The sequence below is a fragment of the Novosphingobium sp. B 225 genome, assembly GCF_002198665.1.
Classification (GTDB): Bacteria; Pseudomonadota; Alphaproteobacteria; order Sphingomonadales; family Sphingomonadaceae; genus Novosphingobium.
In genome coordinates, this window is sequence record NZ_MWLM01000058.1 from 1 (window position 1) to 25,111 (window position 25,111).

At 62.6% G+C, this 25,111-nt stretch carries 24 protein-coding genes, 1 tRNA gene and 1 other RNA gene; 13 read left to right on the forward strand and 13 right to left on the reverse strand.

Annotated elements, in window-relative coordinates; genetic code table 11:
• The first annotated feature begins 104 nt into the window (after positions 1–104).
• The 3 genes from sppA to tig all read left to right on the forward strand — a co-directional run bounded on the left by sppA (position 105) and on the right by tig (position 3,782).
• Positions 105–1,985 (forward strand): signal peptide peptidase SppA, encoded by a 1,881-nt coding sequence (sppA, locus tag MNBBLIKP_RS10440; protein ID WP_088310200.1) that lies wholly within the window; start codon positions 105–107, stop codon positions 1,983–1,985.
• 131 nt (positions 1,986–2,116) lie between these two features.
• Positions 2,117–2,201 (forward strand) — tRNA-Leu (locus tag MNBBLIKP_RS10445).
• Between the two features lie 57 nt (positions 2,202–2,258).
• The gene (gene tig, locus MNBBLIKP_RS10450) at positions 2,259–3,782 is read left to right on the forward strand and encodes a trigger factor (protein ID WP_088310201.1); all 1,524 of its coding nucleotides are present in this window, start codon (positions 2,259–2,261) and stop codon (positions 3,780–3,782) included.
• Positions 3,783–3,948: 166 nt separating this feature from the next.
• On the opposite strand, the gene MNBBLIKP_RS10455 is transcribed toward tig, so the two are convergent.
• From MNBBLIKP_RS10455 to MNBBLIKP_RS10465, 3 genes are all read right to left on the reverse strand, one after another.
• Positions 3,949–4,137 carry a YgaP family membrane protein gene (locus MNBBLIKP_RS10455; RefSeq protein ID WP_088310202.1) on the reverse strand — a complete coding sequence of 63 codons (189 nt, stop codon included), beginning with the start codon at positions 4,135–4,137 and terminating at the stop codon, positions 3,949–3,951.
• An 85-nt stretch (positions 4,138–4,222) separates the two neighbouring features.
• Positions 4,223–4,810 (reverse strand): Crp/Fnr family transcriptional regulator, encoded by a 588-nt coding sequence (locus MNBBLIKP_RS10460; protein WP_088310203.1) that lies wholly within the window; start codon positions 4,808–4,810, stop codon positions 4,223–4,225.
• A gap of 9 nt (positions 4,811–4,819) precedes the next feature.
• Positions 4,820–6,382, reverse strand: a complete 1,563-nt coding sequence (locus MNBBLIKP_RS10465; protein ID WP_088310204.1) for a hypothetical protein — start codon at positions 6,380–6,382, stop codon at positions 4,820–4,822.
• A gap of 177 nt (positions 6,383–6,559) precedes the next feature.
• On the opposite strand from MNBBLIKP_RS10465, the gene clpP reads away from it, so the two are divergent.
• On the forward strand, positions 6,560–7,234 hold the full coding sequence (clpP, locus tag MNBBLIKP_RS10470; protein ID WP_088310205.1) for an ATP-dependent Clp endopeptidase proteolytic subunit ClpP: 675 nt from the start codon (positions 6,560–6,562) through the stop codon (positions 7,232–7,234).
• 136 nt (positions 7,235–7,370) lie between these two features.
• A complete protein-coding gene (clpX, locus tag MNBBLIKP_RS10475) occupies positions 7,371–8,627 on the forward strand; it encodes an ATP-dependent Clp protease ATP-binding subunit ClpX (RefSeq protein ID WP_088310206.1) in 1,257 nt (418 codons plus the stop codon).
• Positions 8,628–8,780: 153 nt separating this feature from the next.
• On the opposite strand, the gene MNBBLIKP_RS10480 is transcribed toward clpX, so the two are convergent.
• Positions 8,781–9,281, reverse strand: coding sequence for a DUF4440 domain-containing protein (locus tag MNBBLIKP_RS10480; protein ID WP_176399736.1), 501 nt, complete (start codon positions 9,279–9,281; stop codon positions 8,781–8,783).
• A gap of 73 nt (positions 9,282–9,354) precedes the next feature.
• Positions 9,355–10,329, reverse strand: coding sequence for a cation diffusion facilitator family transporter (locus tag MNBBLIKP_RS10485; RefSeq protein ID WP_088310208.1), 975 nt, complete (start codon positions 10,327–10,329; stop codon positions 9,355–9,357).
• Positions 10,330–10,705: 376 nt separating this feature from the next.
• Between MNBBLIKP_RS10485 and MNBBLIKP_RS10490 the strand changes: the two genes are divergently transcribed.
• Positions 10,706–13,465 (forward strand): TonB-dependent receptor, encoded by a 2,760-nt coding sequence (locus MNBBLIKP_RS10490; RefSeq protein WP_088310235.1) that lies wholly within the window; start codon positions 10,706–10,708, stop codon positions 13,463–13,465.
• A 91-nt stretch (positions 13,466–13,556) separates the two neighbouring features.
• Complete coding sequence (locus tag MNBBLIKP_RS10495; protein WP_140420583.1) at positions 13,557–13,940, forward strand: hypothetical protein; 384 nt, start codon at positions 13,557–13,559, stop codon at positions 13,938–13,940.
• Here the strand turns inward: MNBBLIKP_RS10495 and mtgA are convergent.
• Both mtgA and MNBBLIKP_RS10505 read right to left on the reverse strand, forming a co-directional pair.
• Positions 13,931–14,656 carry a monofunctional biosynthetic peptidoglycan transglycosylase gene (mtgA, locus tag MNBBLIKP_RS10500; RefSeq protein ID WP_088310210.1) on the reverse strand — a complete coding sequence of 242 codons (726 nt, stop codon included), beginning with the start codon at positions 14,654–14,656 and terminating at the stop codon, positions 13,931–13,933. The genes MNBBLIKP_RS10495 and mtgA overlap by 10 nt on opposite strands.
• 57 nt (positions 14,657–14,713) lie before the next feature.
• Complete coding sequence (locus MNBBLIKP_RS10505) at positions 14,714–15,235, reverse strand: MarR family winged helix-turn-helix transcriptional regulator (protein ID WP_176399738.1); 522 nt, start codon at positions 15,233–15,235, stop codon at positions 14,714–14,716.
• 339 nt (positions 15,236–15,574) lie between these two features.
• Here MNBBLIKP_RS10505 and MNBBLIKP_RS10510 point away from each other — a divergent pair, with 339 nt between their 5' ends.
• Entirely contained in the window at positions 15,575–16,786 is a 1,212-nt protein-coding gene (locus MNBBLIKP_RS10510; RefSeq protein ID WP_088310212.1) for a hypothetical protein, read from the forward strand.
• An 18-nt stretch (positions 16,787–16,804) separates the two neighbouring features.
• Here MNBBLIKP_RS10510 and rpoH read toward each other — a convergent pair whose 3' ends face one another.
• Together rpoH and MNBBLIKP_RS10520 are read right to left on the reverse strand one after the other, a co-directional pair.
• Entirely contained in the window at positions 16,805–17,725 is a 921-nt protein-coding gene (rpoH, locus tag MNBBLIKP_RS10515) for an RNA polymerase sigma factor RpoH (protein ID WP_088310213.1), read from the reverse strand.
• A gap of 99 nt (positions 17,726–17,824) precedes the next feature.
• Positions 17,825–18,781, reverse strand: a complete 957-nt coding sequence (locus MNBBLIKP_RS10520) for an RluA family pseudouridine synthase (protein ID WP_088310214.1) — start codon at positions 18,779–18,781, stop codon at positions 17,825–17,827.
• On the opposite strand from MNBBLIKP_RS10520, the gene MNBBLIKP_RS10525 reads away from it, so the two are divergent.
• The 4 genes from MNBBLIKP_RS10525 (at position 18,759) to rnpB (ending at position 21,126) form a co-directional block, all read left to right on the forward strand.
• Positions 18,759–19,193, forward strand: a complete 435-nt coding sequence (locus tag MNBBLIKP_RS10525) for a M67 family metallopeptidase (protein WP_441339274.1) — start codon at positions 18,759–18,761, stop codon at positions 19,191–19,193. The genes MNBBLIKP_RS10520 and MNBBLIKP_RS10525 overlap by 23 nt on opposite strands.
• Positions 19,194–19,221: 28 nt before the next feature.
• Positions 19,222–19,863, forward strand: a complete 642-nt coding sequence (locus MNBBLIKP_RS10530; protein WP_088310215.1) for a histidine phosphotransferase family protein — start codon at positions 19,222–19,224, stop codon at positions 19,861–19,863.
• 79 nt (positions 19,864–19,942) lie between these two features.
• A complete protein-coding gene (locus tag MNBBLIKP_RS10535) occupies positions 19,943–20,578 on the forward strand; it encodes an N-acetylmuramoyl-L-alanine amidase (RefSeq protein ID WP_088310237.1) in 636 nt (211 codons plus the stop codon).
• Positions 20,579–20,690: 112 nt separating this feature from the next.
• An RNA gene (rnpB, locus tag MNBBLIKP_RS10540) (RNase P RNA component class A) lies at positions 20,691–21,126 on the forward strand.
• A 58-nt stretch (positions 21,127–21,184) separates the two neighbouring features.
• On the opposite strand, the gene accC is transcribed toward rnpB, so the two are convergent.
• The 4 genes from accC to MNBBLIKP_RS10560 form a co-directional block, all read right to left on the reverse strand.
• On the reverse strand, positions 21,185–22,534 hold the full coding sequence (gene accC / locus MNBBLIKP_RS10545; RefSeq protein WP_088310216.1) for an acetyl-CoA carboxylase biotin carboxylase subunit: 1,350 nt from the start codon (positions 22,532–22,534) through the stop codon (positions 21,185–21,187).
• 13 nt (positions 22,535–22,547) lie between these two features.
• Positions 22,548–23,030, reverse strand: coding sequence for an acetyl-CoA carboxylase biotin carboxyl carrier protein (gene accB / locus MNBBLIKP_RS10550; RefSeq protein ID WP_088310217.1), 483 nt, complete (start codon positions 23,028–23,030; stop codon positions 22,548–22,550).
• Between the two features lie 123 nt (positions 23,031–23,153).
• A complete protein-coding gene (locus MNBBLIKP_RS10555; protein ID WP_140420584.1) occupies positions 23,154–23,393 on the reverse strand; it encodes a hypothetical protein in 240 nt (79 codons plus the stop codon).
• A gap of 165 nt (positions 23,394–23,558) precedes the next feature.
• Positions 23,559–23,972, reverse strand: coding sequence for a holin family protein (locus MNBBLIKP_RS10560; protein WP_088310219.1), 414 nt, complete (start codon positions 23,970–23,972; stop codon positions 23,559–23,561).
• Positions 23,973–24,087: 115 nt separating this feature from the next.
• On the opposite strand from MNBBLIKP_RS10560, the gene MNBBLIKP_RS10565 reads away from it, so the two are divergent.
• Positions 24,088–24,864: an enoyl-CoA hydratase-related protein gene (locus MNBBLIKP_RS10565; protein WP_088310220.1), complete on the forward strand. Its 777-nt coding sequence runs from the start codon at positions 24,088–24,090 to the stop codon at positions 24,862–24,864.
• Positions 24,865–25,111: the final 247 nt, after the last annotated feature.

The window sequence follows — 25,111 nt, forward strand, 5'->3', positions numbered from 1 at the left end:
GGCAAGAGGGGCGGGAAATTCCTCCCCCGTGTCGGGGCGGAAGGTCTGGCAATCCGGTACTTGCGTGCCTATGTCCCGGTCAAACGCTAACCCAAGGAACACGCATGGCATTCGCACGCAAGGTTTGGCACCTGCTGGTCGCGATCAAGGACGGGCTGGTGCTGCTGCTGATGCTGCTGTTCTTCGCCGCGCTCTATGGCGCTCTCACCAGCCGGCCCAGCGCGGGGCTGGTGCGCGAAGGGGCCTTGCTGATCAAGCTGGACGGCAGTGTGGTGGAAGAACCCGCGGCGCAGGATCCGCTTGCCGCGCTGACATCCTCGGTCGCCCCCACCAGGGAATACCGCGCGCGGGATATGGTCCGGGCGATTTCCGCCGCGGCCAGTGATGACCGGATCAAGGCCGTGGTGCTCGATCTGTCGCGCTTTACCGGCGCGGGCAGTGTCACGCTGGGGGAACTGGGCGAGGCACTCGATCTGGTCCGCGCCGCGAAAAAACCGGTGCTGACCTGGGCGCTGGCCTATACCGATGACGGGGTGCAGCTGGCCGCCCACGCCACCGAGGTCTGGGTCGATCCGCTGGGCGGGGCCTTTGTCACCGGGCCGGGGGGCGAAAACCTCTATTACGGGCCGCTGCTCGAACGGCTAAAGATCAAGGCCCACGTTTACAAGGTCGGCACCTACAAGGATTTCGTCGAACCCTATCTGCTTGATGGCCAGTCCGAACCGGCCCGGCAGGCGCGCATCGCGCTCTATGCTTCGCTGTGGGACAACTGGAAGGCCGATGTCGCCAAGGCCCGGCCCAAGGCGCAACTGGCGCAGGTTACCGGCGATCCGGTCGGCTGGCTCAAGGCCAGCGGGGGCGATGCGGCCAAGGCTGCGCTGGCCGCCGGGCTGGTCGACAAGCTGGGTGACAGCGTGGCCTTTGGCGAACGGGTCAAGGCCGTGGCGGGAGCCGATCCGGGGGACGATTCCCCCGGTGCCTATGCTCACACGCCACCCGCCGCCCTGCTGGCCGCGCATCCCGAAAATTCCAGCGGGGATGCCGTGGCGGTGGTGACCGTGGCGGGCGATATTATTGATGGAAAGGCCGGACCGGGCATTGCCGGGGGCGAACGGATCGCGCGGCTGATCGATCAGGCCAATGCCGATGATGCCAAGGCGCTGGTGCTGCGGGTCGATTCACCCGGCGGTTCGGTGATCGCTTCGGAACAGATCCGGCTGGCAGTGGAACGGTTCAAGGCCAAGGGGCGGCCGGTCGCCGTTTCGATGGCCAACCTGGCGGCCAGCGGCGGGTACTGGGTTTCCACCCCGGCGCAGCGGATCTTTGCCCAGCCCAGCACGATCACCGGATCGATCGGGATTTTCAGCGTTATTCCCAGCTTTGAAGGGGCGCTGGCGCAGTACGGGGTCCATTCGGACGGCGTGCGCACCACGCCGCTGTCGGGCCAGCCCGATCCGTTCTCGGGCTTCACCCCAGAAGTCGATGCGATGCTGCAGGCCAATGTCGAAGCCGGGTATAACCGCTTCATCGGTCTCGTCGCCGGCGCGCGCAAGAAAAGCCCGCAGCAGATCGATGCGATTGCCCAGGGCCGGGTCTGGGATGGCGGCACTGCGCGCCAGAACGGGCTGGTCGATCAGTTCGGCGGGCTGGACGATGCGATCGGCTGGGCAGCGCAGCAGGCCAAGCTGGATAGCTGGCATCCCGCGTTCTACCGCACCGATGCCAATCCCTATGCCTCGCTGATGGAACGGCTGGGCGGGGGCGAGGATGACGGCGAGGGAGCCCCGGCGGCAGACCTTGCCGCGATCATCGCCCAGCGCCAGCAAAGCGGGCTGGCACGGATCATGGGTGATCTGCAACGCCTGCTGACCGTGCGCGGGGCGCAGGCCTATTGCCTCGATTGCCCGGTGCAGGACGGCGGCGCGGCGGCACGCGGCGACAAGGCCGGGCTGGTGCAGCTGGCACGCGAGTGGCTGGGGGTTTGAGCGGCACCCGACGCGCGCTCAAAACATTCCTTCCCTCTGCGCTTGCCCTTTCCCGCGCCTGCCACTAAGGGCCAGCGCTTGAATCCGGACTCTGCCCTCGCAAGGGGTGGGGTAGCGGGCTTCGTCGGGCCGCGGGCGTGGCGGAACTGGTAGACGCGCTGGTTTTAGGTACCAGTATCGCAAGATGTGGGGGTTCGAGTCCCTTCGCCCGCACCAGTCCCGACAAGCCTTCGTCGCCGGAGCCATTACGAACATAGAAGGCTTTTGATTGTCATGCAGATTGTCGAGACCAGCAACGAAGGTTTGAAGCGCGCCTTTTCGGTGACGATTCCGGCAAAGGATATCGCCGCGCGGATCGACGGCGAAGTCGCCCGGCTCGCGCCGCAAGTGCGCATGCCCGGCTTCCGCCCTGGCAAAGTGCCCGCCAATCTGGTCAAGAAAATGCACGGTCCCGCCGTTCACCAGGACGTGCTGAACGCTGCGATCCGCGAAGCGATGGACAAGCTGGTCCAGGATCACAAGCTGCGTCCCGCGATGCAGCCCGCCGTGACTCTGGGCGAAGGCTATGACCAGGGCCAGGACGCCGCGCTGACGGTGGAACTGGAAGTGCTGCCGGAAGTAACCGTGCCTGCGCTCGACGGGCTCAAGCTGGAAAAGCTGGTGGTTCCCGTGGCCGATGCCGAAGTTGACGAACAGGTCGCCAAGATCGCTTCGGGTTCGAAGAACTTCGTCGATGCCAAGAAGGGCAAGAAGGCCGAAAACGGCGATCAGCTGATCATCGATTTCACCGGCAAGCTGGACGGCGTGGAATTTGAAGGCGGCAGCGCGCAGGATACTGCGCTGGAACTGGGCGCCGAACGCTTCATCCCCGGCTTTGAAGAACAGCTGGTCGGCGTGAAGGCTGGTGATGAAAAGACCATCACCGTGACTTTCCCGGAAGACTATCCGGCCGAAAACCTCAAGGGTCAGGCCGCGACTTTCGACATCGTGGTCAAGGCGGTGAAGATCGCTGGTGAAACCGCGATCGACGATGATTTCGCCAAGAACCTGGGCCTCGAAAGCCTTGATCAGCTCAAGGGCCTGCTGCGCGGCCAGCTGGAACAGGAAACTGCCGGGCTGACCCGCACCCAGATGAAGCGCCAGCTGCTCGACGTGTTGGCCGCCGGTCACGATTTTGACGTGCCGCCGAGCATGGTCGAAGCCGAATTCTCGCAGATCTGGCAGCAGCTGACCCAGGAAGCCACGCGCGAGGAAGATCCCGCCGCTGCGCTCAAGGAAATCGAGGACGAGAAGGAAGACTATCGCGGTATCGCGGTGCGCCGTGTTCGCCTTGGCCTGCTGCTCTCGGAAATCGGCCAGGCCAACGGCGTGGAAGTCAGCCAGCAGGAAATGCAGATGCTGCTCCAGCAGGCTGCCCAGCAGTATCGCCCGGAAGACCGTCAGCGCTTTGTCGAATACATCCAGAGCGAACCGCTCGCCGCTGCCCAGCTGCGCGCGCCGCTCTATGAGGACAAGGTGGTCGACTTCCTGTTCGACAAGGCCGAAGTGACCGAACGCGAAGTGACCCGCGACGAGTTGCAGGCCGCGATCGAAGCGGAAGAAGGCGCCGCTCCCGCTGCTGCAAAGCCCGCCAAGAAGGCTGCGCCCAAGAAGGCGGCCAAGAAGGACGAAGCTCCGGCTGAAGCCGCCGCTGAAGCCAAGCCTGCCAAAAAGGCGGCTGCTCCCAAGGCTGAAAAGGCCGAGAAGGAAGCTGCTCCCAAGAAGGCCCCGGCCAAGAAGGCCGCCAAGAAGGACTGATCCGGTCTCAACCCCCGGAACAACCGCGCCCCCGCAGCGATGCGGGGGCGTTGTTGTTTGTGGCGTGAGCATCGAGCTCCCCCTCCTCTTCAAAGGAGGGGGCCGGGGGGGTGGTGCGGTTCTCAAGCGGCGGTGTATGCCGCCACCACCCCCAACACCGGTGCGCCTACCTGACCTTGCAGGTATTCACCCCCAGCAGCGAATAGAGCGGGCACATGCCGACCACGCCGGTCAGCAGCGGTACAACGCCGATCCAGGTCCACGGCGTGTACATGCCGCGCAGGGCCATCACGATCAGCACTATTCCCACGATCACGCGCAGTGCGCGGTCGATTGTTCCTTCATTGCGAGCCATTGTATTTCCCTCCTTGGGTGCGACATGAACCATTTCGCACGGCGAAAGGTCCGCTGTCGGTGACTTAGTCACCAAGCCGGGAAAATTATCCGGGGCTGTGCGCCAGCGCTGCCAGCCGGACGGGGTCGATCAGTTCGATATGGCCGCGCGTGATGGCAATCACCCCGTCGCGCTGAAAAGCACCCAGCTGGCGGCTGATCACCGCGCGGGCCGAGCCGATTTCGGTGGCCAGAGCTTCGTGCGTGGCATCGACCATCGTGCCGCTTCCCGCCAGCCGCAACAGCGCGCGGGCCAGACGCTCCTCGATGCTGGACAGCGCTACGTCTTCAACCAACCGCTCCAGATCGGCAAAGCGCGCGGCGACGGCGGTGAACAGCTGCTGGCGAAACGCCGCATCGCCCACCACTTTTGCCTGAAACTCGCTCGCCGGGATAACTTCCAGCTGCAGCGGGGTTTCTGCCACAGCCTCTGCACCATAAGCGCCGCCGCCCACCAGACAGCCAAAGGTTTGCAGGCACACTTCCCCCGGCCGCACCCGGTAGAGCACAATTTCACGCCCGTTTTCCGCGGTCAGCGAAACCTTGATCGTCCCGGTATGAACTACCACGAAACCCTGACATTCATCGTCAGGGCGGTAGAGCACGTGGCCTTGGGGTACCTGCATCACTGCCATGGCGGCAGGCTACCGTGCGGGGAGGGGCCCGTCCAGCGGGCGGTTGCTGGCAATCCAGCCATCGCCGATGCGGTATTGCCAGACCCGCTCCACCGCGAATCCCTGATCGCGCAGATGGGCGGCGATCTTGCTTGTGTCCCATTCCGCGCTGGTATCGTGTTCGTCCCAGAACAACGTGGGACAAGTAGCTGAAATCTTGCGCGATTGCGGCGGCTCGATCTTGATCCCATGACGCGCGGCCATCAGCGCATAGGCCTTGGCGAAGACCATGCGATTGTCCGCCGGGGGGAGCGACATGGTATAGGCGTTCCAGAACGGCGGATCGATATGCACCGGGCTGTCCGGGCAGATTCGCACGAGTTCGCCCAGCCGCTGTGCGCTGCCCTCCCACGAATTGCGCGCGGCGGTATGGGCGGCGCTCCCGGCCAGCGACCAGAGTGTCAGTGCGCTCGCCGCGAGCAGGATCATCTGGCCAAGCCAGCCCGGTATGCGCCGCAGCGCGGCGTTTGCGCCCAGTGCCGTGCCCATCGCCACCGCCGGGATCATCGCCGCCAGATAGCGTTCCATCACTACCGGGCGCAGCATGTGCAGGCCGATCAGCAGGACGGTGGCCAGCGCGATCCCCGCGCCCAGCAACAGCATGGCTTCCAGCGCCGGCGGCAGGCGGCGTTCGCGCCAGACCTGCCAGCCGAGCAAGCCGGTGCCGACAAGGGCAGCAAGGGTGATCAGCAGGTTCGCCTCGCCCGCGCGCTGCACGCCATACTCGATCGCCCAGCGCGCGGCATTGAAGCCCGCCGGGATCCAGAACCGCGCCGTGTTAGCCTCCCACAGCCGGAACTGCAGTGTGCTGACCGCCAGAAACAGAGTGCCCGCCACCAGCGCCGGGATCAGGATCTGGCCAAGCAGCGCGCGCCGCCCGCGCAGCCAGGCTGCGGCCAGAAACGGCACCAGCAGTGCCCCCAGGATCACGCTGGTCAAGATGTGCAGGTTGAAACCGATCAACAGCGTGACCCACAGCACCAGCCGCTGCCCGCGCCTGCGCAGCTCGCCTTCCAGCCAGCCGATGACGATCGCCAGCACGGTGACCGCGCCGACCAGGCTGGACAGGAAATAGGACCGCAGCTCTGCCCCGCTGCGCAGCGCGGTTTCATTCGCCGCCAGGCTTAGTGCGAAAAATGCGGCCAGTGCCCACAGCTGCGGCGACCGGCGCAGCAGGATCGCGCCGCCCGATACGGCCAGCGCCAGTCCGACCAGGTTGATCAGCCGCAAGGTCTCGATGCTTGGCGCAAGGTGTGCGCCAAGCCAGGACAGCAGGTTGAACAGTGGCGGATGGTTGTCCACCAGCCAGCTTTCGCGCAGTGATTCTCCCAGCGACCGTTCGGGCCGGCTGACGAACCAGGTGTAAAATTCATCGTACCAGGGGCCCCGGTGCAGCGCGGTCCAGACCAGCGCCGCGCCCAGACCCAGCAGCCCCAGCGCCAGTCCCAACAGGGCCGCGGGGCGCAGATCCGCGCCCCCCTCCGCAGGTCTGCGGCGCAGGCCGTCAAGCCAGGAATCGGAGTGATTCGTCATTCCCGCAAGCCTTTAACGAAATAAATGAATTGCATAGGGAATTCTGGCGAGTGTGCCATTTGGCACCGGTTGCGGGCAGGGAGGCTATAGGCCGGTTGGCATCAATCAATCGGTTAACGCCCTTGAACATCGCGCCGCCAGCGCCGACATAGGCAAACCAGCCACAAGAGGATTCCCATGCTCGACCTGTTCGGTTCATCCAATTCCCAGGGCAAGTTCACCCGCGATCCCGTTACCGGGGCGCTGATTCCGGTCGTCGTCGAACAGTCGAGCCGGGGCGAACGCAGCTTTGACATCTATTCGCGGTTGCTGCGTGAACGGATCATCTTCGTGACCGGCGAGGTTGAGGATCACATGGCTTCGGTGATCGTGGCCCAGTTGCTGTTCCTTGAAAGCGAGAATCCTAGCAAGGATATCTCGATGTACATCAACTCGCCCGGCGGCGTGGTGACGGCCGGCATGGCGATCTATGACACCATGCAATATATCCGGCCCAAGGTTTCGACCGTGTGCATCGGCCAGGCCTGCTCGATGGGCAGCTTCTTGCTTGCCGCGGGTGAGCCGGGGATGCGCGTGGCGCTGCCGCAGGCACGGATCATGATCCACCAGCCCAGCGGCGGAGCGCGCGGCATGGCCAGCGATATCGAAATTCAGGCCCGTGAAATTCTGCGGCTCAAGCAGACCATGCACGAACTTTACGCCAAGTTCACCGGCAAATCGGAAAAGGAAGTTGCCGAGGCGATGGACCGCGATACCTGGATGAGCTCGGAAGAAGCCAAGGCCTTTGGCCTGGTCGATCAGGTATTCGAAAGCCGCCCGACGGTTGACGGCGAAGAAGCCCCCAAGGCCTGACGGCTTTGGCAAATAAGTAACCCTGCGCCTTCAGCAGCGGTCAATCTGACCCTGCTATGACACGGGATTGAAGTTTGCTCTCGCCGGGGTAGAGTCCCCGGTGAGTCCCCCCAGGCGGGGGGTAACAGGAACAGGCATGACGAAACTGAGCGGATCCGACGCGAAAAGCACCCTCTACTGCAGCTTCTGCGGGAAGTCGCAGCATGAGGTGCGCAAGCTGATTGCCGGGCCAACCGTGTTCATCTGCGATGAATGCGTGGAACTGTGCAACGACATCATCCGCGAAGAAACCAAGGCGGGAATCGCCGGCAAAAAGGACGGCGGCGTCCCCAGTCCGCGCGATATCTTTGAAACGCTGAACGATTACGTGATCGGGCAAGACCGCGCCAAGCGCGTCCTCTCGGTCGCGGTTCACAACCATTACAAGCGCCTGAAGCACAGCGGCAAGGGCGGCGAGGTTGAGCTTTCAAAGAGCAACATCCTGCTTGTCGGGCCGACCGGCTGCGGCAAGACGCTGCTGGCTCAAACCCTGGCCAAGACTTTCGACGTGCCGTTCACCATGGCCGACGCCACCACTCTGACCGAAGCCGGTTACGTGGGCGAAGACGTGGAAAACATCATCCTCAAGCTGCTGCAGGCGAGCGACTACAACGTCGACAAGGCGCAGCACGGGATCGTCTATATCGACGAAATCGACAAGATCAGCCGCAAGGCCGAAAACCCCAGCATCACCCGTGACGTGTCGGGCGAAGGCGTGCAGCAGGCACTGCTCAAGCTGATGGAAGGAACCACCGCAAGCGTTCCGCCACAGGGCGGGCGCAAGCATCCGCAGCAGGAATTCCTGCAGGTTGACACCACCAACATCCTGTTCATCTGCGGCGGGGCCTTTGCGGGCCTGGAAAAGATCATTTCCGACCGCCTGCAAAAGCGTTCGATCGGGTTCGGCGCGCATGTGGCCGATCCGGACAAGCGCAAGGTGGGTGAACTGCTGCAAAAGGCTGAGCCGGAAGATCTCCTGAAGTTTGGCCTGATCCCCGAATTCGTCGGCCGCTTGCCGGTGATCGCGACGCTGGAAGACCTTGATATCGAGGCGCTGGTCAAGATCCTCAAGGAACCCAAGAACGCGCTGATCAAACAGTACGCCAAGCTGTTCGATCTGGAAGACGTGACGCTGACCTTTACCGACGACGCGCTGGAAGCGATTGCCAAGAAGGCGATCGAGCGCAAAACCGGTGCGCGCGGGCTGCGCTCGATCGTCGAAGGGCTGCTGCTTGACACCATGTTCGATATCCCGACCGAACAGGGCATCGCCGAAGTGGTGGTGGACAAGGACGTGGTCGAAGGTCGCAAGGAACCGGTGCGCGTGCTCGGCGCGAAGGAAGAAGCCGCTTAGGACGGGTAATTTCGCTCCTGTTTTCGGGCGATTGCTGGGCTCTAATGCAAAAGCAGCAAAGATCAGCGGGAAGGCACCGGGCCGTCTTCTGCTCGCCTTGAGCAGCGCTTCCCGCAAGCTCTTGGGCAGAAAAGCAGCGCCAACTGCGTCAGTTCAGTTTGCCTGGTGCAGGAATTCCTCGCCATCACGCATGATGGTCAGGTCTTTCTGGACACTGGACTTCATCCGCCAGGTGCCATCGATCAGCGTCCAGCTGTCATCCGACACAACGATCAGCGCCATTTGATGGGGCGCACCATCAGGCCCGACCCGGGTTGAATGCGTTTCGACCTTGTTTTGAACCGCTGCACTGGCGCCGGTGAACGTGGTGGACAGCACCTCGCTCTTGCGTTGGGTTCCGCCAGCACTGCCGCCGCTGAGCCGCTCAAACAGCGTGACCAGTCCGGCGGCGTCATGAGTGTCACCACGAATATCGGTCATCAGATAATCCGCCGTTACCACTTTGGCCACGGCGGCGACGTCTTTGGCCTGCATGGCTTGCGTTAGTTCGGCATAGCGAGCGTTGAACAGGGCCTTGGGATCATCCTGGGCGGGGGCAAGGGCGGGCAGGCTTGCCAAAGCCAGGGCGGCGGCAAACCAACGAATGCGTTTCATGGGAGCGCTCCTTTTATGCGCATATGAAGCATAGAGCGCCCGCCGCGTTAAGCACCAATCGATGAAGCGAGTGTCAGCGGCCGTGTGTGTGCGCGTGTTCGGTACTGTGCCCATGGGCATGCTTGCCGTGCAGCGCGCAGTCTTCTGGGCGCTGTTCGATCTGGATAGTCGCATGGTGGATGCCAAAGCGTTCTTCCAGTTCGTGCATCACGCCATGGAGAAAGGCATCGCCGGGATGCCCATCCGGCATGACAAGATGGACGGTAAAGGCGGTTTCGGTGGTGCTCATCGGCCAGATATGCAGATCGTGGACCGCGCCCACTCCGGGTTGGGCAGACAGATAGGCGCGCACCGCTGCATCGTCGATGTGGCCCGGCACCGCCAAAAGCCCCATCCGGATTGCATCGCGCAGCAGGTCCCAGCTGCCCCAGGCAAGGCCAACTGTGATCAAAAGACTGGCAACCGGATCGATCCAGTCTTCACCCGTCAGCTTGATCGCCAGCCCGGCAAAGACCACGCTGGCGCTGACCACGGCATCGGCCATCAGGTGCTGGAATGCGGCGCGCAGATTAAGATCGTTTTTGCTGCCACGCGCAAACAGCAGGGCGGACAGCAGGTTGACGGCAATGCCCGCGGCGGCAACCGCCATCATCATGCCGCTGGCCACTTCGCGTGGTTCAAACAGATGCCGCACGGTTTCGACCAGTACCGCGCCCAGCGCCACCCACAGCAGTGCGGCATTGGCAATCGCGGCCAGGATCGAAGTGCTCTTCAAGCCATAGGTATAGCGCGACGAAGCCGGGCGGGTCGCCAGGACACTCGCTCCCCAGGCCAGCAGCAGCGATAGCACATCGCCCAGGTTGTGGCCCGCATCGGCCAGCAGCGCGGTCGATCCCGAGATAAATCCGGCGGCCACTTCTGCCACGACGAACAGCGAATTGAGCACCACCGCGATGCCGAATGCCAGCCCGTGGCTGCCCGGCGCGGCATGGTGGTGGTGGCCATGCCCCGGTGTGTGTGCATGATCATGATGGTGGTGCCCGCCCATGCTGGCTCCATAGCACGGTAAGGGACGGGGTAAGCAAGCGTTGCACAAATGCCGCAGTGCAGCACAAATCGTTACCGGTGGATTTTGAGTGTTTCGGCCAAAATCGGCTAATTCGGGCGATTTGCGCACAAAAATTACGTGAATGGCCTCAATCTGGAAATCTCCTTACAGAAATGTCAGTGAGCGCGCGAAGCAGGGAAATTCCAGTCACAACTTTGCAACACTGGGCTGTTTAGCGGGCCGCGCGGCGCTTGTATGAGCGTCGCCAGTCGGCGCAAATCAGCGATTCGCTGTGCGCTTGTGCTGTATGTTTCTGGTCCTGCATTCATTGGGTCTGACCGTTTTTTGGGCCACCACAACAGGGATACATCTCGCCATGCGTTTCACTTCCGCCCTGACCACCGCCGCCAGCACTTTTGCCGTCGGCGTCGCCATGCTTCCCGCCGCTGCTTATGCGCAGTCGGCCGGTTCGGTTGACTTCGAAAAGGAAATCGTCGTCACCGGCGCCAGCAACCGGACCGTGGCCGTGGGCGGCGTTGCCGCTCCCGATGCAGCCAAGGCCAAGGCCGTGCTGACCAATGAGAACATCATGCGCGGCAATTCGGGCCAGACGGTCCTGAACGCGATCAACCAGGTTCCGGGCGTCAGCTTTCAGAACAACGACGCCTACGGTTCGTCGGGCGGCACGCTGAACATCCGCGGTTTCGATTCGACCCGCATCAGCCTGACCGTTGACGGTATCCCGCTGAACGATTCGGGCAACTACGCCGTATATTCGAACCAGCAGATCGATCCGGAAGTGATCGATGAAGTGAACGTCAATCTGGGCACCACCGATGTTGACAGCCCGACCGCCTCGGCCGTCGGCGGCACCGTGAACATCCGTTCGAAGACCCCGGATCACGATTTCGGGGTGATGCTGTCGGGTTCGGCAGGCCAGTTCAACATGATGCGCATCGCCGCCAAGATCGAAACCGGCGATCTTTCCAGCACTGGTCTGCGCGCCTGGTTCCAGGCGAGCCGCGCCACCAACGATCTGCCCTACAACCAGTACGGCAAGGTTGATAAGCAGCAGTACAACGCCAAGGTGTACCAGCCGCTGGGCGCTGGCGGCGATTTCGTTGCTCTGCGCGTTCACTACAACCAGAACCGCAACAACTTCTTTGGTTCGCTGCCGCTGCGCACCGACCTGACGCAGAGCCTGACCAATTCGGCCGTGCGCCCGGTTGGCCCGAACAGTTCCAACCGTTTCCCGCGCAATGCGGATGAACGCTACTACCTGATCAACTATCCCTGCCAGCTCGATGCTCCGCAGGCAGGCGTGGTTGACACCCCGGCTCCGGCACCGACCAACAGCGCCAGCTGCGGCACCGAATTTGACCGTCGCTACAACCCGTCGAACACCGGCAGCGTCGGGCTGCAGCTCAAGCTGCACCTCAAGGACGACCTCGTCCTGAACTTCGAGCCGAGCTATCAGTACGTCAAGGCCAATGGCGGCGGCACGGTGACCGGCAACGAAGGTCGGCGTGACATCGATCCGCGCGGCGTGAACCCGCTGCTGGCCGTTGGCACCACCAACCCGGCGCTGTCGAACTGCGGTTCGCTGAGCCCGACGGCTTCGATTGCTCCGGGCACTTATTGCACCGTCGGCTACATCGGCGGCACCCCGTTCTTCGGGCGTGACGTGAACGGCGATGGCGATGCGCTGGACACCGTCACCGTGCTGGCCCCCAGCCAGACCCAGACCCACCGCATCGGCTTCACCGCAGGTCTGCGCTGGGAAGTGAACGACGAAAACACCGTGCGCCTGGGCTACACCTATGACCGTGCCCGTCACCGCCAAACCGGTGAAGTCGGCCTGCTGCAGATGAACGGCGAACCGATTGACGTGTTCCCGGTCAACCAGGGTCAACTGGATGCAGGCGGCGCCGTGCTCGAAAAGCGCGACCGTTTGTCCTATGCGATCCTGCACAAGCTGTTCGCGGAATATCGCGGTGAATTCATGGACGGCAAGCTGGTGGTCAGCACCGGCGTGACCGCTCCGTTCTATCGCCGCAACCTCAAGCAGAACTGCTTCACCACTTCGGCTGGCGGTTTCCTTGACTGCTTCACCGAAGGCGCGGCGACCAACAACATCTACTCGGTCCTGAACCCCGCCGCAGCCCTGCCGCAGCGCCGGATCTTCAACTACAACAAGGTCCTGCCCAGCCTGGGCTTTGTCTACCACGTGACCGACCTGATCAGCACCTTCGCGAACTTCTCGCAAGGGATCTCGGTCCCGGGTACCGACAACCTCTACAACTCGTTCTTCTTCCCCGCCGCGACTGCCGGGATCAAGCCGAAGGCGGAAACCACCGAGAACTTCGATCTCGGCATGCGCTTCCGTTCGGGCAAGATGCAGGGTTCGGTCTCGGGCTTCTACAACCAGTTCCACAACCGCACGCTCAGCGCCTATGATCCGGTGCTGGACCAGAACGTCTACCGCAACCTGGGCAATGTGAAGAAGTACGGCTTTGACGGCTTCCTCTATTACCAGCCGAACGACATGTTCACCTTTGGCGTCAACGGCAGCTGGCTGAAGTCCAAGATCCGCGACAACGTGCAGGTTGGTGAAAACACCGATGGCACTCCGATCTATGCGTTGACTGCCGGCAAGCGTGAATCGGGTTCGCCGAAGTGGACCTATGGCTTCCTGGCCCGCGCCAACATGGGCCCGGTTGAACTGGGCGTGACCGGCAAGCGCACCGGCCCGCGTTATCTGTTCGATGACAACTCGGGCATGATGCAGGGCACGTTGATCCCGAACGGTGCGAAGACCAGCACGGGCGGCGCTCCGGTGCTCACCGCTGCGCAGATCGCCGGTACCGGCGCGATCTATGGCGACACGGCAGCGGCCTATTGGCAGCTCGACCTCGACGTTCGCGTCAAGCTGGACTTCATCAAGCTGGGTCAGAGCTATCTGCAGCTCAACGTCTTCAACCTGACCAACAGCTACTACGTTGGCGGTTTCGGCGGCGGGCTGAGCCAGATCGGCACCTACAACAAGACCACCGGTACGGCAGCCTATGCCAACCCCGGCTTCGTCCAGATCGGCGCCCCGCGCACGATCTCGGGTTCGGTCGTGATGAAGTTCTGATCCGGCCAGATCAGAACTCCGATAAAAGAAGGGGGCGCTCCGGCGCCCCCTTTTTATTGACCTAATATTTTCGGAGCCATGCCCAAGTCTCTTGGGAGACCTCACCGTTCAATGCTGCATGCCGATGCACAATGACGACTGGCTGGTAGCAATCAATGCGCGCCCCCGCAGGCTGGCTGGCGAAACCCTGCATCGGACAGTCCGTGCGAGCTTTGCCAACGCCAATGCGGGATCAAAGCGCAAGATCAGCAGCGCCTCCCATCGTGAACAACTGAGGCGCAAGGTGATCCAGCTGATGCGCGGTTCGACTAACGATCAGGATCGGATTCAGGCCTTGCACGTGACGTCAGGAAACGTTCTTCCGATTGTCGGGCAGGACTTTGAAAAGGTTGAACTGCGCCAACTTCCGATTGCGCCAAAGCATGATCGGCATTCGGTGCGAAAGTACAAATCGTTGCGGATAGTTCACTCATAAACGCATGCATCCAGCGCTTCGCTGCGTACCACGCCGCTGCGGGCGGCGATGGCGTTGCCGTGGCGGCGGGTGAAGCCGCTGGGCGTGTTGACCTCGCGGCGCTTGGGTGCGGGGAGGGCGGCGGCGATGCGGGCGGCCTCGATCGCGGACAGGCGCGCGGCAGAATGGTTGTAATAACGCTGTGCCCCAGCTTCGACCCCATAAGTGCCTAAGCCAGTTTCCGCGACGTTGAGGTAAACCTCCATGATCCGGCGCTTACCCCAGATATTTTCGATCAGAAAGGTGAACCACACCTCAAGCCCCTTGCGGGCATAGCGGGTCCAGCCGGTGCCCTGCCACAGGAACACGTTCTTGGCGGTCTGCTGGCTGATCGTCGATCCACCGCGCAGGCGGCTGGAACTGGCGTTGCGCTGCATCGCCTTTTCGATCGCTTCCTTGTCAAACCCGGTGTGGCTGCAGAACTTCGCATCTTCGCCCGCGATCACGGCTGAGACCATTGTGCGGTCAATCCGGCTGAGCGGGGTCCAGCTTTTGTCAAAACCGTTCGGGTCGGTCACCATGGTCAGCGTGATAGGCACCGGTACCCATTTGTAGAGCAGGGTCAGTCCGACGCTGACCATCAGGAACCAGACGATTGCACGGCCGATCCACCAGCCGAACCGATAGGCCAGACCGCTGTTGGCGCGTGGGCTGGACGGCGTGAGTAAACTTCGCATCGCGCGCAGTCTAGCGGAGGTGCATGGTGCAGGTAAAGCACCCTTGGCGACAAGGCGTCAGTCGGGCCTTGCTGCCCCGTGCAGTTTCATCAGCAGTTCCAGCAGCAGACGCCGCTCGATCGGGCTGAGTGCGGAAGTCGCCTCGGTCTCGTGCCGGGCGATGATTGCACGGGCTTCGGCCAGCTTGGCAGTGCCCAGTGGGGTCGGCCGCAGGGTGGTGGCGCGGCGGTCGGTCGGGTGGGGAACAATATCGATCATGCCGTTGCCCACCAGGCTGCGGGTGAACTGGTGGATTGTAGCGCGTTCGATTTCCAGAAAGCGGGAAAGTTCGATCTGGGTCAGGTCCGGATTAGCTTCGGCCAGCCACAGGATCGTGACTTGCTTGGCAGTTAGTCCCAGTGGCTTGAGCTGGGGTTCCAATTTGCCCACCAGCAGCGAATGACCGATCCCAAGGTGCAGCCCGACAATCCCTTCAAGGCCCGCCAGCCGCAGCGCGATCTGCTTTTGCCCCGCCGCCGCGCGGGCTGGCCGTGCCGCTGCGGCAGGCTGGATAGCTTCGGGTGTAATGGCTTGCGACACTGAGAGTTTCCTGCGGGGAAGGGAAGTTACCGCCTGATGGCGGAAATCCCGCAAAACCGCAAGCAAGGCGGCCATTTGGAAAATTGTGCAGTGAAGGCGGACAAGATTGCTGCGCCCCGCGTTGTGGCAGCGGTAGTCCTGATGGACGGGGCACCGCACCTGCAAGGAAAAGGACGTGCGAATCTGTTACAAGGGCGTGTTTGCTCGGCTTGAGCCCAAACTTGCAGGCACTGTCGGCCCCGTCGGTACTTTCGTGCTGGCGGGGCCAAGTCACGACTGGGCAAGGGAAAATTCATTGCTCTCTGCTATTTGAACCCTGCATAAAACGGGGACAGTGCAATGAATCTGGACGATCTGCGCATTCGGGCGATGGATGGGTCTGCGCTGGTGGACGGGCAGTTCGCCTTGCACGGTGATCCCGCCGTGCTGTCGCATTTCGCTATGCCGAAACTGGCGGCGGTTGGGGTAATGCTGGCCCCGCGCCAGCTGAGCAACTGGAAGTTCCTCGGATTTGATCGGGTTGTGCAAGGCGGCGATGGGCTGTGGGCGGCGACTGCGCCCGTGCTCACGCTTGATCTGGGGCAAAGCGTGCCTTCGCTCACATCATTCGGCAACTTCACCTACCTGCCGAAAGAACGGTTCGCGTTCACCCTTTCCCGCCATGGAGGGCATCGGCTGGGGTCAGTCAATGTGCCGCTCGCCAAGCCGGAACCAGACAAGCCACGCGCTGCCTATCTTCAATTCAGCCAGATCGACATGGATTTCGAACCCACTCCCGCAGGGCTGCGGATCGCTCTGACGGCGCAAGTGGCGGAGATGATCAGTCCGATCGAAGGGTTGGACGTGGCCGGACTGACCTTTGTGGGCGAAGTCCTGATTCCCGCCCTGGCGCTGCGTTTGCAGGGCCAGCCGCAGTTGCCTGGACAAGCGGAAGATCCGTCGCTGGGCGAAGTGGCGGGTGGGCGGCTGGCAACCAGCAACCTGGGCCTCGCACGATTTGGTGGCCTGGTGCTGGAAGGGCAAGTCGATTGGGGTCAGGATGGCACTGCCCGGGATCCCTATGGCCCGTTTGTGTCAGCCGGCTTCCAAGACCGTTTCATGGGCATGAGACCTGCCAACCGGGCGACGCGCTATGCCAGCGGCCTGCTTGAAGCGCACTGGCCCACCAGCGACGGGCCGTACCTGCGGATCAACCTGGGGGTTGAAGATTTCGCCCGCTTGCTGGAATTCGAAGACTGCGTTCAGCTGTCACTGCAAGGCGCAGGGGTCGGCTATATCGAAGGGCGCACCGGGCGGGATGCCTATCTGGAGGGGGACCTGCGCCAGGATATTGACTGGCTGACCCTGAAGCTGGAACGCAGCCCTCAGGGCCTGCTGATCGGTGGCAACGGCGAACTGCACGGAGGGCAGCGGGGGCAATCGGCCCGAGTTGGCAAAACGCTCGATTTCGCCATGTTTCTGCCGCGCAAGCTGATCCTGGCCACAGGGTTGAAAGTGCCGCGCTGCTGGGACGATTGGAAGCGGGATTATGCTGGCGGGGGCGTTTGGTAGAACGCCCCCGTTTCAGCGTCAGGCCGCGGTCAGCAGGCGGCGATCGTTGGCGACGCGCAGCATCGCCTTCTGCAGCTTTTCAAACGCGCGCACTTCGATCTGGCGGACGCGTTCGCGGCTGACGTTGTATTCCTGGCTTAGTTCTTCCAGCGTCTTGGGATCGTCGATCAGGCGGCGCTGGGTCAGGATGTGGCGCTCACGCTCGTTCAGGCTTTCCATGGCTTCGGCCAGCAGGGCATGGCGCAGCCCGGCCTCTTCGGCTTCGGCGACCATTTCGTCCTGGAGCGGGCCCTGGTCTTCCAGCAGGTCCTGCCACTGGCCTTCGCCCTCGTCATTGAACGAGACGTTGAGGCTGGCATCGCCGCCCATCATCATCCGGCGGTTCATGTTGACCACTTCGGTCTCTGACACGCCCAGCTTGGTGGCAATTGCCTTGACCTGATCGGGGTGCAGATCCGAATCCTCGTAAGCGTCGAGGTTCTTCTTCATCCGCCGCAGGTTGAAGAACAGCTTCTTCTGCGCCGCGGTGGTGCCCATCTTGACCAGCGACCAGCTGCGCAGGATGAATTCCTGCATCGACGCCTTGATCCACCACATCGCATAGGTGGCGAGGCGGAAGCCGCGTTCCGGTTCGAACTTCTTGACGCCCTGCATCAGGCCGATGTTGCCTTCGCTGATCAGTTCGCTGACCGGCAGGCCATAGCCGCGGTAACCCATCGCGATCTTGGCAACGAGCCGCAGGTGGCTGGTGACCAGCTGTTTGGCCGCTTCGGGATCCTGATGTTCGGCATAGCGCTTGGCGAGCATGTATTCCTGCTCAGCCGTCAGCACCGGGAACTTCTTGATCTCCGCCAGATAGCGGTTGAGGCTTTGTTCGCCGCTCAGCGTCGGCAGAGTGCCGGTGCTGCGTGCGGGGAGCTGGGATTCATTGTCCGACATACGACGTCAAAGTCCTTTCATCGTCGGCCCACCCTGATGAGACCCTATAGAGGCATCCCGGCGCGGTGGCCACATAGTTAGGTGTTGTAACAAGATAGATCAGCTTTGGTTCCTCAATTCGACCAACAGCCCCGCCATGTCGGCAGGCGGCTTGCTTTCAAAGCGCAAGACCGCCCCCGTGACGGGGTGGATGAAGCCCAGGACTGCGGCGTGCAGCGCCTGCCGGGCGAAGTGAAGCTGGGTGAGGATCGGCCGGAGCCGTGGGGGTGTGCGTCCATAGACAGGATCGCCCAGTAGCCCATGGCCGATTGACGACATATGAACGCGGACCTGGTGGGTTCGCCCGGTTTCCAGCCGGCATTCGATCAGCGCGGCGCCCGTGAAGGCTTCAACCAGCCGGTAATGCGTTACCGCGTGTTTGCCGCGCTTGTTGAGCTCGTGCAGTACCGCCATTTTCTTGCGGTCGTGATCCGATCGTCCGATTTGCCCGCGCACCGTTCCCGCAGGCGGGACAGGCACCCCGGCAACAATCGCGAAATAGGCGCGCTCGATCGTATGATCGGCAAATTGCCGGGCCAGGCCTTCGTGGGCCTTGTCGGTCTTGGCTACCACCAGCAATCCGGACGTTTCCTTGTCGATCCGGTGCACGATCCCCGGCCGAACTACCCCGCCAATCCCCGATAGCTGACCCTTGCAATGATGGAGCAAGGCGTTGACCAGCGTACCGTCCAGGTTCCCGGCCGCCGGGTGGACCACCAAACCCGCGGGCTTGTCGATCACGATCAGGTGCTCGTCCTCGAACACGATGGTCAGGGGAATGTCCTGGGCCTGCGCTTCGGCCGGAGAGGCGGCGGGCACATCGATTTCAAACGGGGTTTCGGCGGCGAGTTTGAGGCTGGCCTGCGCGGCTGGCTTTCCATTCAGCCGCACCCGGCCTTCGCCCAGCAAGGCCTTGATCCGTTCGCGCGACAGCCCGCTCGCATCGGCCAGAGCCTTGTCCAGCCGCTGGCCATCTGCGCCGGTCACGCCGGAAATGATGGAATTCCCCCCGTTCATTGCTAGCAAGATGGGCATGGACCCTGTGCTGACAAGTGGCATCTTGGCCACACTGCTGGAAGAAGCGGCAAAGGCGCATCCGCTGGAATGCTGCGGGCTGTTGCTGGGGCAGGGCGCGCGGGTGGAGGAGGCACGCCCGGCGGCCAATGTGCACCCCGATCCGGCCCGCCATTTCGAAATCGATCCCGCCGCGCTGATCGTCGCCCACCGCGCGGCGCGGGGCGGCGGGCCGCAGGTGCTGGGCTATTACCACTCCCACCCCACCGGGCTGGCAGAACCATCCGCTACCGACCGGGCCATGGCCAGCGGCGATGGCCGGATCTGGGCGATTGTCGCGGGATCCGGGGTGCAATTGTGGCGCGATGGAGCGGATGGATTTCAACCGCTTCCCCTGCGACTCGCGGCAGGGTAAGGGAAGGCAAATCGAACAGGGACCCTTGATGACCGACACTTCGCTTGATCTCGCCGCACTGCTCTGTTCGCGGCTGTGCCATGACCTGCTCAGCCCGGTGGGCGCGCTCAGCAACGGGCTGGAACTCCTCGCCGAGGAGAAAGACCCCGAAATGCGCAAGCGCTGCATGGAGCTACTGGAACAGTCGGCCCGGATCAGTGCGGACAAGCTGAAGTTCTTCCGGCTGGCCTTTGGCGCGGCGGGGGGCTTTGGCGAGCAAGTGGCGGTCGAGGAACCGCGCGCGCTGGTCGATGCGCTGGTAGCCAACAACGAACGGATCACGGTGCAGTGGGCGTTGGGGGTGGCGACTATGCCCAAGCCGGCGGTCAAGGTGCTGCTCAACCTTGCGGCGATCGGGATCGATGCGCTGATCCGGGGCGGGACGCTGGATGTCGGCGCGGAAAGCCGCGACGGGGCGAGCGAAATCGTGATCCGCGCCTCTGGCCCGCGCATCGCTTTCGATCCGGAAGTGGGCAAGGCCCTGTCGGGCGAAATGCCCACCGACGGCCTGTCCAGCCGTACCGCTCCTGCCTGGATGATAGCCCAGATCGCGGCGGGGCAGGGCGGCGGCCTGCAATATGCGCTCAGCGAGGACGCGCTGGTGATGGGCGCGGTGCTGCCGGAAGGGTGATGGGGAGGCTTTATTGACCGAACTGATCCACTTCGAAGCGCCATCGCCCAACTGGAATGAGCGCAAGCTGCCCATTTCAATGGTGGTGCTGCACTACACGGGTATGCAGAGCGCAGAGGCGGCGTTGGCGCAATTGTGCGATCCGGGCAAGGAAGTGTCCGCGCACTATCTGATCGAGGAGGACGGATCCGTCCACCGCCTGGTTCGCGAGGACCGCCGCGCCTGGCACGCCGGGCGCAGTTCCTGGCGCGGGATCACCGATATCAATTCGGCCTCGATCGGGATCGAACTGGTCAATCCCGGCCACGAATTCGGCTATCGTCCGTTCCCTGACGCCCAGATGGAGGCACTGCTGCCGCTGCTGGCCGACATGGTTCAGCGCCACGACATTCCCCGCGCCAACGTGGTCGGCCATTCCGACGTGGCGCCTGCGCGCAAGGAAGATCCGGGTGAATTGTTCGACTGGGACCTGCTCGCCGCCCACCGCCTCGCCCTCAAGACCCCGCGGGTGACCATGCCCAGCCCGTTCGAAAACGACGGTGCGTTCTTTCTGGCGCTGGAACGGTTCGGCTATGACATCTCCGATCAACCCGCCGCCATGCGCGCCTTCCAGCGCCGCTGGCGGCCGCATATCATCGACGGGCTGGTCGACGGGGAATGCTCGGCAATCCTGTTCGCGCTGCTGCTGGATAGGGACGAAGGGCGGACGCGCTAAAGACGACCCTTTCCATTTGTGCTTCGCAAAAATGGAGAGGGATTAATGGCAAGGGCGTAGCGCCCTCCGCCATCCTTGCCTCGCACCGTTCAATCCCCTACAGCCCGCCCCGCCAGGGGGCCGGGCAGCCGCGGGGTTCGCAAGAACCGCGAGGAAAGTCCGGGCTCCACGAAACATGGGTGGCGGGTAACGCCCGCCGGGCGACTTGCTTGCAGGGAAGCCCAGGGAAAGTGCCACAGAGAGCAGACCGCTCCTTCGACAAGCTCAGGATGAGCGGGTTGGTGGAGTAAGGGTGAAAGGGTGCGGTAAGAGCGCACCGGGGTCCTGGTAACAGGGCTCGCACGGCAAACCCCACCTGGAGCAAGACCGAATAGGGGCGGCGCGCCTGATCGCAAGATCAGGCTGGTGTGTTTCGCATCGACCGCCCGGGTTGGTTGCTTGAGCCGTGCAGCAATGTCCGGCCTAGAGGAATGGCTGCCAGCGAGGATACGGTCTCTTTTGGGATACCGTCCGCGCTACAGAACCCGGCTTACAGGCCCCCTGGCGTTTGACCTTCTCCATTTCGGCCAATCAGAAATGTAGAAGTGTCAGCGGAGCAGCCGAATTTTAACCGGCGCGCGTCGCCAGCCACTCTTCCAACCATTTGATCGTGTAGTCGCCGTGGATGAAATCAGGCTCGTTCATCAGCGCCTGGTGCAGCGGGATGCTGGTCTTAACGCCGCCGATTACCATTTCTTCCAGCGCGCGCTTCAGGCGCATGATGCAGCCTTCGCGGCTGCGGCCCGAAACGATCAGCTTCGCGATCATCGAATCGTAGTAAGGCGGAATCTTGTACCCGGCATAGAGCCCGCTATCGACGCGCACGTGCATGCCGCCCGCCGCGTGATAGTTCTGCACCAGACCCGGTGAGGGGGCAAAAGTCCACGGATCTTCAGCATTGATCCGGCATTCGATCGCATGGCCTTTGAATTCGATGTCTTCCTGAGCGACTGACAGAGGCTTGCCATCGGCAATCCGGATCTGCTCGCGCACCAGATCGACCCCGGTGATCGCTTCGGTAACGGGATGCTCCACCTGCAGCCGGGTGTTCATTTCGATGAAATAGAACTCGCCATTTTCCCACAGGAACTCGATCGTGCCCGCGCCGCGATAGCCCATATCGGCCATGGCTTTGGAAACGATCCCGCCCATGCGGTCCCGCTCTGCCGGGCTGATGACGGGCGAGGGAGCTTCTTCCAGCACTTTCTGGTGGCGGCGCTGCAGGCTGCAATCGCGCTCACCCAGATGGATCGCGTTGCCTTCGCCATCGCCAAACACCTGGAATTCGATGTGGCGCGGATTACCGAGGTACTTTTCGATATAGACTGTGGCGTCGCCAAACGCGGCCTTGGCCTCAGTCCCGGCCTGCGCGATCAGCGTTTCCAGCTCGTCCGGGCCGTTGCAAACTTTCATGCCCCGGCCGCCGCCACCGCTGGCAGCTTTGATAATCACCGGATAGCCGGCCGCTTCGGCAATTTGCTTGGCTTCAGCAATTTCGCTGACTGCGCCGTCCGACCCTGGGACCAGTGGCAGGCCCAGCGCACCGGCGGTGCGCTTGGCCTCAATCTTGTCACCCATGGTCCGGATGTGTTCGGGCTTGGGACCGATAAAAGTGATCCCGTGTGCTTCGACAATGTCCGCGAACTGAGCGTTTTCGGACAGGAAGCCATAACCGGGATGGATTGCATCGGCGTGGGTGATCTCCGCCGCGGAAATGATCGCAGCAACATTTAGGTAGCTGTCTTTGGCCGCCGGAGGGCCAATGCAGACAGCGTGATCGGCCAGCCGCACATGCATGGCATCGGCATCGGCGGTTGAATGAACCGCGACCGTTTCAATGCCCATTTCGTGCGCTGCGCGGTGAATGCGCAGCGCAATCTCGCCGCGGTTGGCGATCAGGATCCGGGAGATGCCCACTGGCGTGCTGTCCTTACGCGATGACGACCAGCGGCTGGTCGAATTCGACCGGCTGGGCATTGTCGACCAGGATGGCCTTTACTGTTCCGGCGCCGGGCGCTGTGATCGGGTTCATCACTTTCATCGCTTCCACGATCACCAGCGTGTCGCCGGCTTTGACCTGTTGACCCACCGAAACAAACGGAGCTGCGCCAGGTTCGGATGAGAGATAGACTGTACCGACCATGGGGGATTTGACGGCGTTGGGATCTTCCGCCGGGGCAGCTGCTTGCGCTGCAGGCGCCACGGAGGCTGGAGCGGCGAGAGGGGCGGGAGCGGCTACGGCGTGAACCGGCGCGGCGGCTGTCAGCTGGCGCGCCACTTTGATCTTGCGATCGCCGTCCTCGACCTCGATTTCGGAAAGGCCGGTTTCGGCCAGCAGCTCGGCCAGTTCGCGAACCAGCTTGCTATCGATGTTCATGCCGCCGTTCCGGCTGGCGCCCTTAACGTCGCTCATGCGCGTCCTCGTTGTTATGCATCACGCCGCCTATGCGCGGGGGCGCGATGAGAGGCAAGGGGCGAATCGGCACTTTTGCCCCGCGCAGGCCCCGGCGACCTGCGCCAGAGCGTCAGCATGCAGTCAGGATTCGGTAGGCGGCGGGGCGTTTTCGCCGGGATGTTCAGGGTTCTGGACCTGCGGATAGTCTTCACCGTCCTCGGGTGCCTCGGTGGTCACGGTCGGCGTGGGGGTAGCGACCTTGGCAGCGGCTTTTTCTGCCCGCTGCGCTGCTGCTTCGGCGCGCGAAGCGGCGGCATTGATCGCCGCGATTTTTTCCGATCCTTCGGTATCGCGGCCGGAGCAGCCAGCCAACATAGGCACGACAAGTCCGGCCGCGAACAGTGCAGCTGTGGTTCTTGCCTTCAAACCCTGTTTCAACGCCACGTTTCGGCTCCCCGGGCACGCGGATAGGTACAAGTGCGCGCCGTTCCGAAACCGAGCTATAAAGACAAAAGATTACTCGAAAATAACCAAACGTTTTACAGCCTACTTGTCGCTGCCAGCCACTTTGCCCCACTGCCGCGCGGCGGTGTAGCCAAGGTAGCCAGTGCCGAATAGCGCATAGAGCGGCTCGGGCAGGCCGGACAGGTATGCATTCATGCCCTGAGCGATGGCAATGGCCGTATCGGGCCGGAATGCGCCAATCAGGCCCATCGGCAGGGCCCACAGCAGCAAGACGTACATCACATAGAGGAAACTGGGTCTGGCGCGACTGGTCCATGGATCATGTGAATTGGCTTCGGCGACAATCGCGGAAAGTTGGGTCTGGATTTCGGCCAGAGCTTGCGAGCCCTGCAATTGCAGCAGTTCCAGTTTGGCCTTTTCGCGTGCGGCCTTGTCCGGGATCACTTTGTCGATGATCGATACGATTGGTCCGATCAGGGCATCAAGAATGGGCATTGCTAGATCCTTTGGTGTCATAGGGGCGGTCTATATAACCAAAATGGTTCGTGTAGGAAAACGCTTGCGCCTCGCCACCGACTTGGCAACGCTCGCCGCAACAGGGGAGGCAGTGATGGACAATATTCGAATCGAAATCAGCGGCGGGGTTCGTCGAATCACGCTCAATCGCCCGCAGTCGCTCAATGCGATCACACCGGACATGCATGACGAACTGGAAGCGGCCTTTAATCAGTTCGCCGCCAATGCCGATGAGTTCGTCTGTGTGGTTACGGGGGAGGGCCGCGCGTTCTGCGCCGGGACCGACTTGAAGGCTGTGGTCGCGTCAGGCGGACATCGCAGCTATCCTGATCATGGTTATGCCGGGATCGTCGAACGGTTCGATTGTCCCAAACCGATCATTGCCGCAGTCAACGGGCTGGCGCTGGGCGGCGGGTTTGAGCTGGCTCTGGCCTGCGATTTGATTCTGGCGAGTGACGAGGCAAGCTTTGGCTTGCCCGAGCCGCTGGTTGGCGCGGTGGCGCTGGGCGGCGGAGTTCACCGGCTGGCGCGGGAGATTGGGCAAAAGCAGGCGCTGGGCATGATCCTCACGTCGCGCCGGGTCCCCGCTACAGAAGGGCTGCGGCTTGGCTTCGTCAATGAAGTGGTACCTGCAAGCGAGCTAGACACAGCTGTCACGCGTTGGTGTGCGGAGATACTGGCCGCATCCCCGATGTCGATCCGCGCGTCGAAGGAAATGGTCTATCGCGGGTTGAACGAGCCGAGCCTTGCCGCAGCGCTCAGCAGTCAGGAGGCCTATCCCGCCTATCAGGCCTGGCGCGCCAGCGACGATGCCCGCGAAGGACCGCGCGCCTTTGCCGAAAAGCGCAAGCCAGTGTGGCAAGGTAAGTAGCACATTCGAAGGCCAGGCGGATGCTCGACCGATGATCAAATTCACAGGACAAGCTGATTGGTCCACCCTGCCAACTGTGTGAAAATTCGCACAACTCGTCCTGAGCAAGGATCGGTGAGTCGGGCTTGCAGTGTGCCTGAGCAATCCCATTTGCTCTGCCTTAGCGACTGAATCTATGGTTAATTTCAAGTTGCGAGTGCCCGGGCGGAGCGCTTTGCGCTCAAACAGATAGCTCGCTAACGCGCGG

Coding starts and splice junctions, on each gene's coding strand:
- clpX (WP_088310206.1), top strand. CDS start 7,371: ATGACGAAACTGAGCGGATCCGACGCGAAAAGCACCCTCTACTGCAGC.
- MNBBLIKP_RS10565 (WP_088310220.1), top strand. CDS start 24,088: ATGGACAATATTCGAATCGAAATCAGCGGCGGGGTTCGTCGAATCACG.
- MNBBLIKP_RS10520 (WP_088310214.1), bottom strand. CDS start 18,781: ATGAACGGGGGGAATTCCATCATTTCCGGCGTGACCGGCGCAGATGGC.
- MNBBLIKP_RS10490 (WP_088310235.1), top strand. CDS start 10,706: ATGCGTTTCACTTCCGCCCTGACCACCGCCGCCAGCACTTTTGCCGTC.
- MNBBLIKP_RS10480 (WP_176399736.1), bottom strand. CDS start 9,281: ATGAAACGCATTCGTTGGTTTGCCGCCGCCCTGGCTTTGGCAAGCCTG.
- MNBBLIKP_RS10455 (WP_088310202.1), bottom strand. CDS start 4,137: ATGGCTCGCAATGAAGGAACAATCGACCGCGCACTGCGCGTGATCGTG.
- MNBBLIKP_RS10485 (WP_088310208.1), bottom strand. CDS start 10,329: ATGGGCGGGCACCACCATCATGATCATGCACACACACCGGGGCATGGC.
- accB (WP_088310217.1), bottom strand. CDS start 23,030: ATGAGCGACGTTAAGGGCGCCAGCCGGAACGGCGGCATGAACATCGAT.
- clpP (WP_088310205.1), top strand. CDS start 6,560: ATGCTCGACCTGTTCGGTTCATCCAATTCCCAGGGCAAGTTCACCCGC.
- MNBBLIKP_RS10525 (WP_441339274.1), top strand. CDS start 18,759: ATGATGGAATTCCCCCCGTTCATTGCTAGCAAGATGGGCATGGACCCT.
- MNBBLIKP_RS10465 (WP_088310204.1), bottom strand. CDS start 6,382: ATGACGAATCACTCCGATTCCTGGCTTGACGGCCTGCGCCGCAGACCT.
- mtgA (WP_088310210.1), bottom strand. CDS start 14,656: ATGCGAAGTTTACTCACGCCGTCCAGCCCACGCGCCAACAGCGGTCTG.
- tig (WP_088310201.1), top strand. CDS start 2,259: ATGCAGATTGTCGAGACCAGCAACGAAGGTTTGAAGCGCGCCTTTTCG.
- MNBBLIKP_RS10510 (WP_088310212.1), top strand. CDS start 15,575: ATGAATCTGGACGATCTGCGCATTCGGGCGATGGATGGGTCTGCGCTG.
- MNBBLIKP_RS10530 (WP_088310215.1), top strand. CDS start 19,222: ATGACCGACACTTCGCTTGATCTCGCCGCACTGCTCTGTTCGCGGCTG.
- MNBBLIKP_RS10460 (WP_088310203.1), bottom strand. CDS start 4,810: ATGGCAGTGATGCAGGTACCCCAAGGCCACGTGCTCTACCGCCCTGAC.
- sppA (WP_088310200.1), top strand. CDS start 105: ATGGCATTCGCACGCAAGGTTTGGCACCTGCTGGTCGCGATCAAGGAC.
- MNBBLIKP_RS10560 (WP_088310219.1), bottom strand. CDS start 23,972: ATGCCCATTCTTGATGCCCTGATCGGACCAATCGTATCGATCATCGAC.
- MNBBLIKP_RS10535 (WP_088310237.1), top strand. CDS start 19,943: ATGGTGGTGCTGCACTACACGGGTATGCAGAGCGCAGAGGCGGCGTTG.
- rpoH (WP_088310213.1), bottom strand. CDS start 17,725: ATGTCGGACAATGAATCCCAGCTCCCCGCACGCAGCACCGGCACTCTG.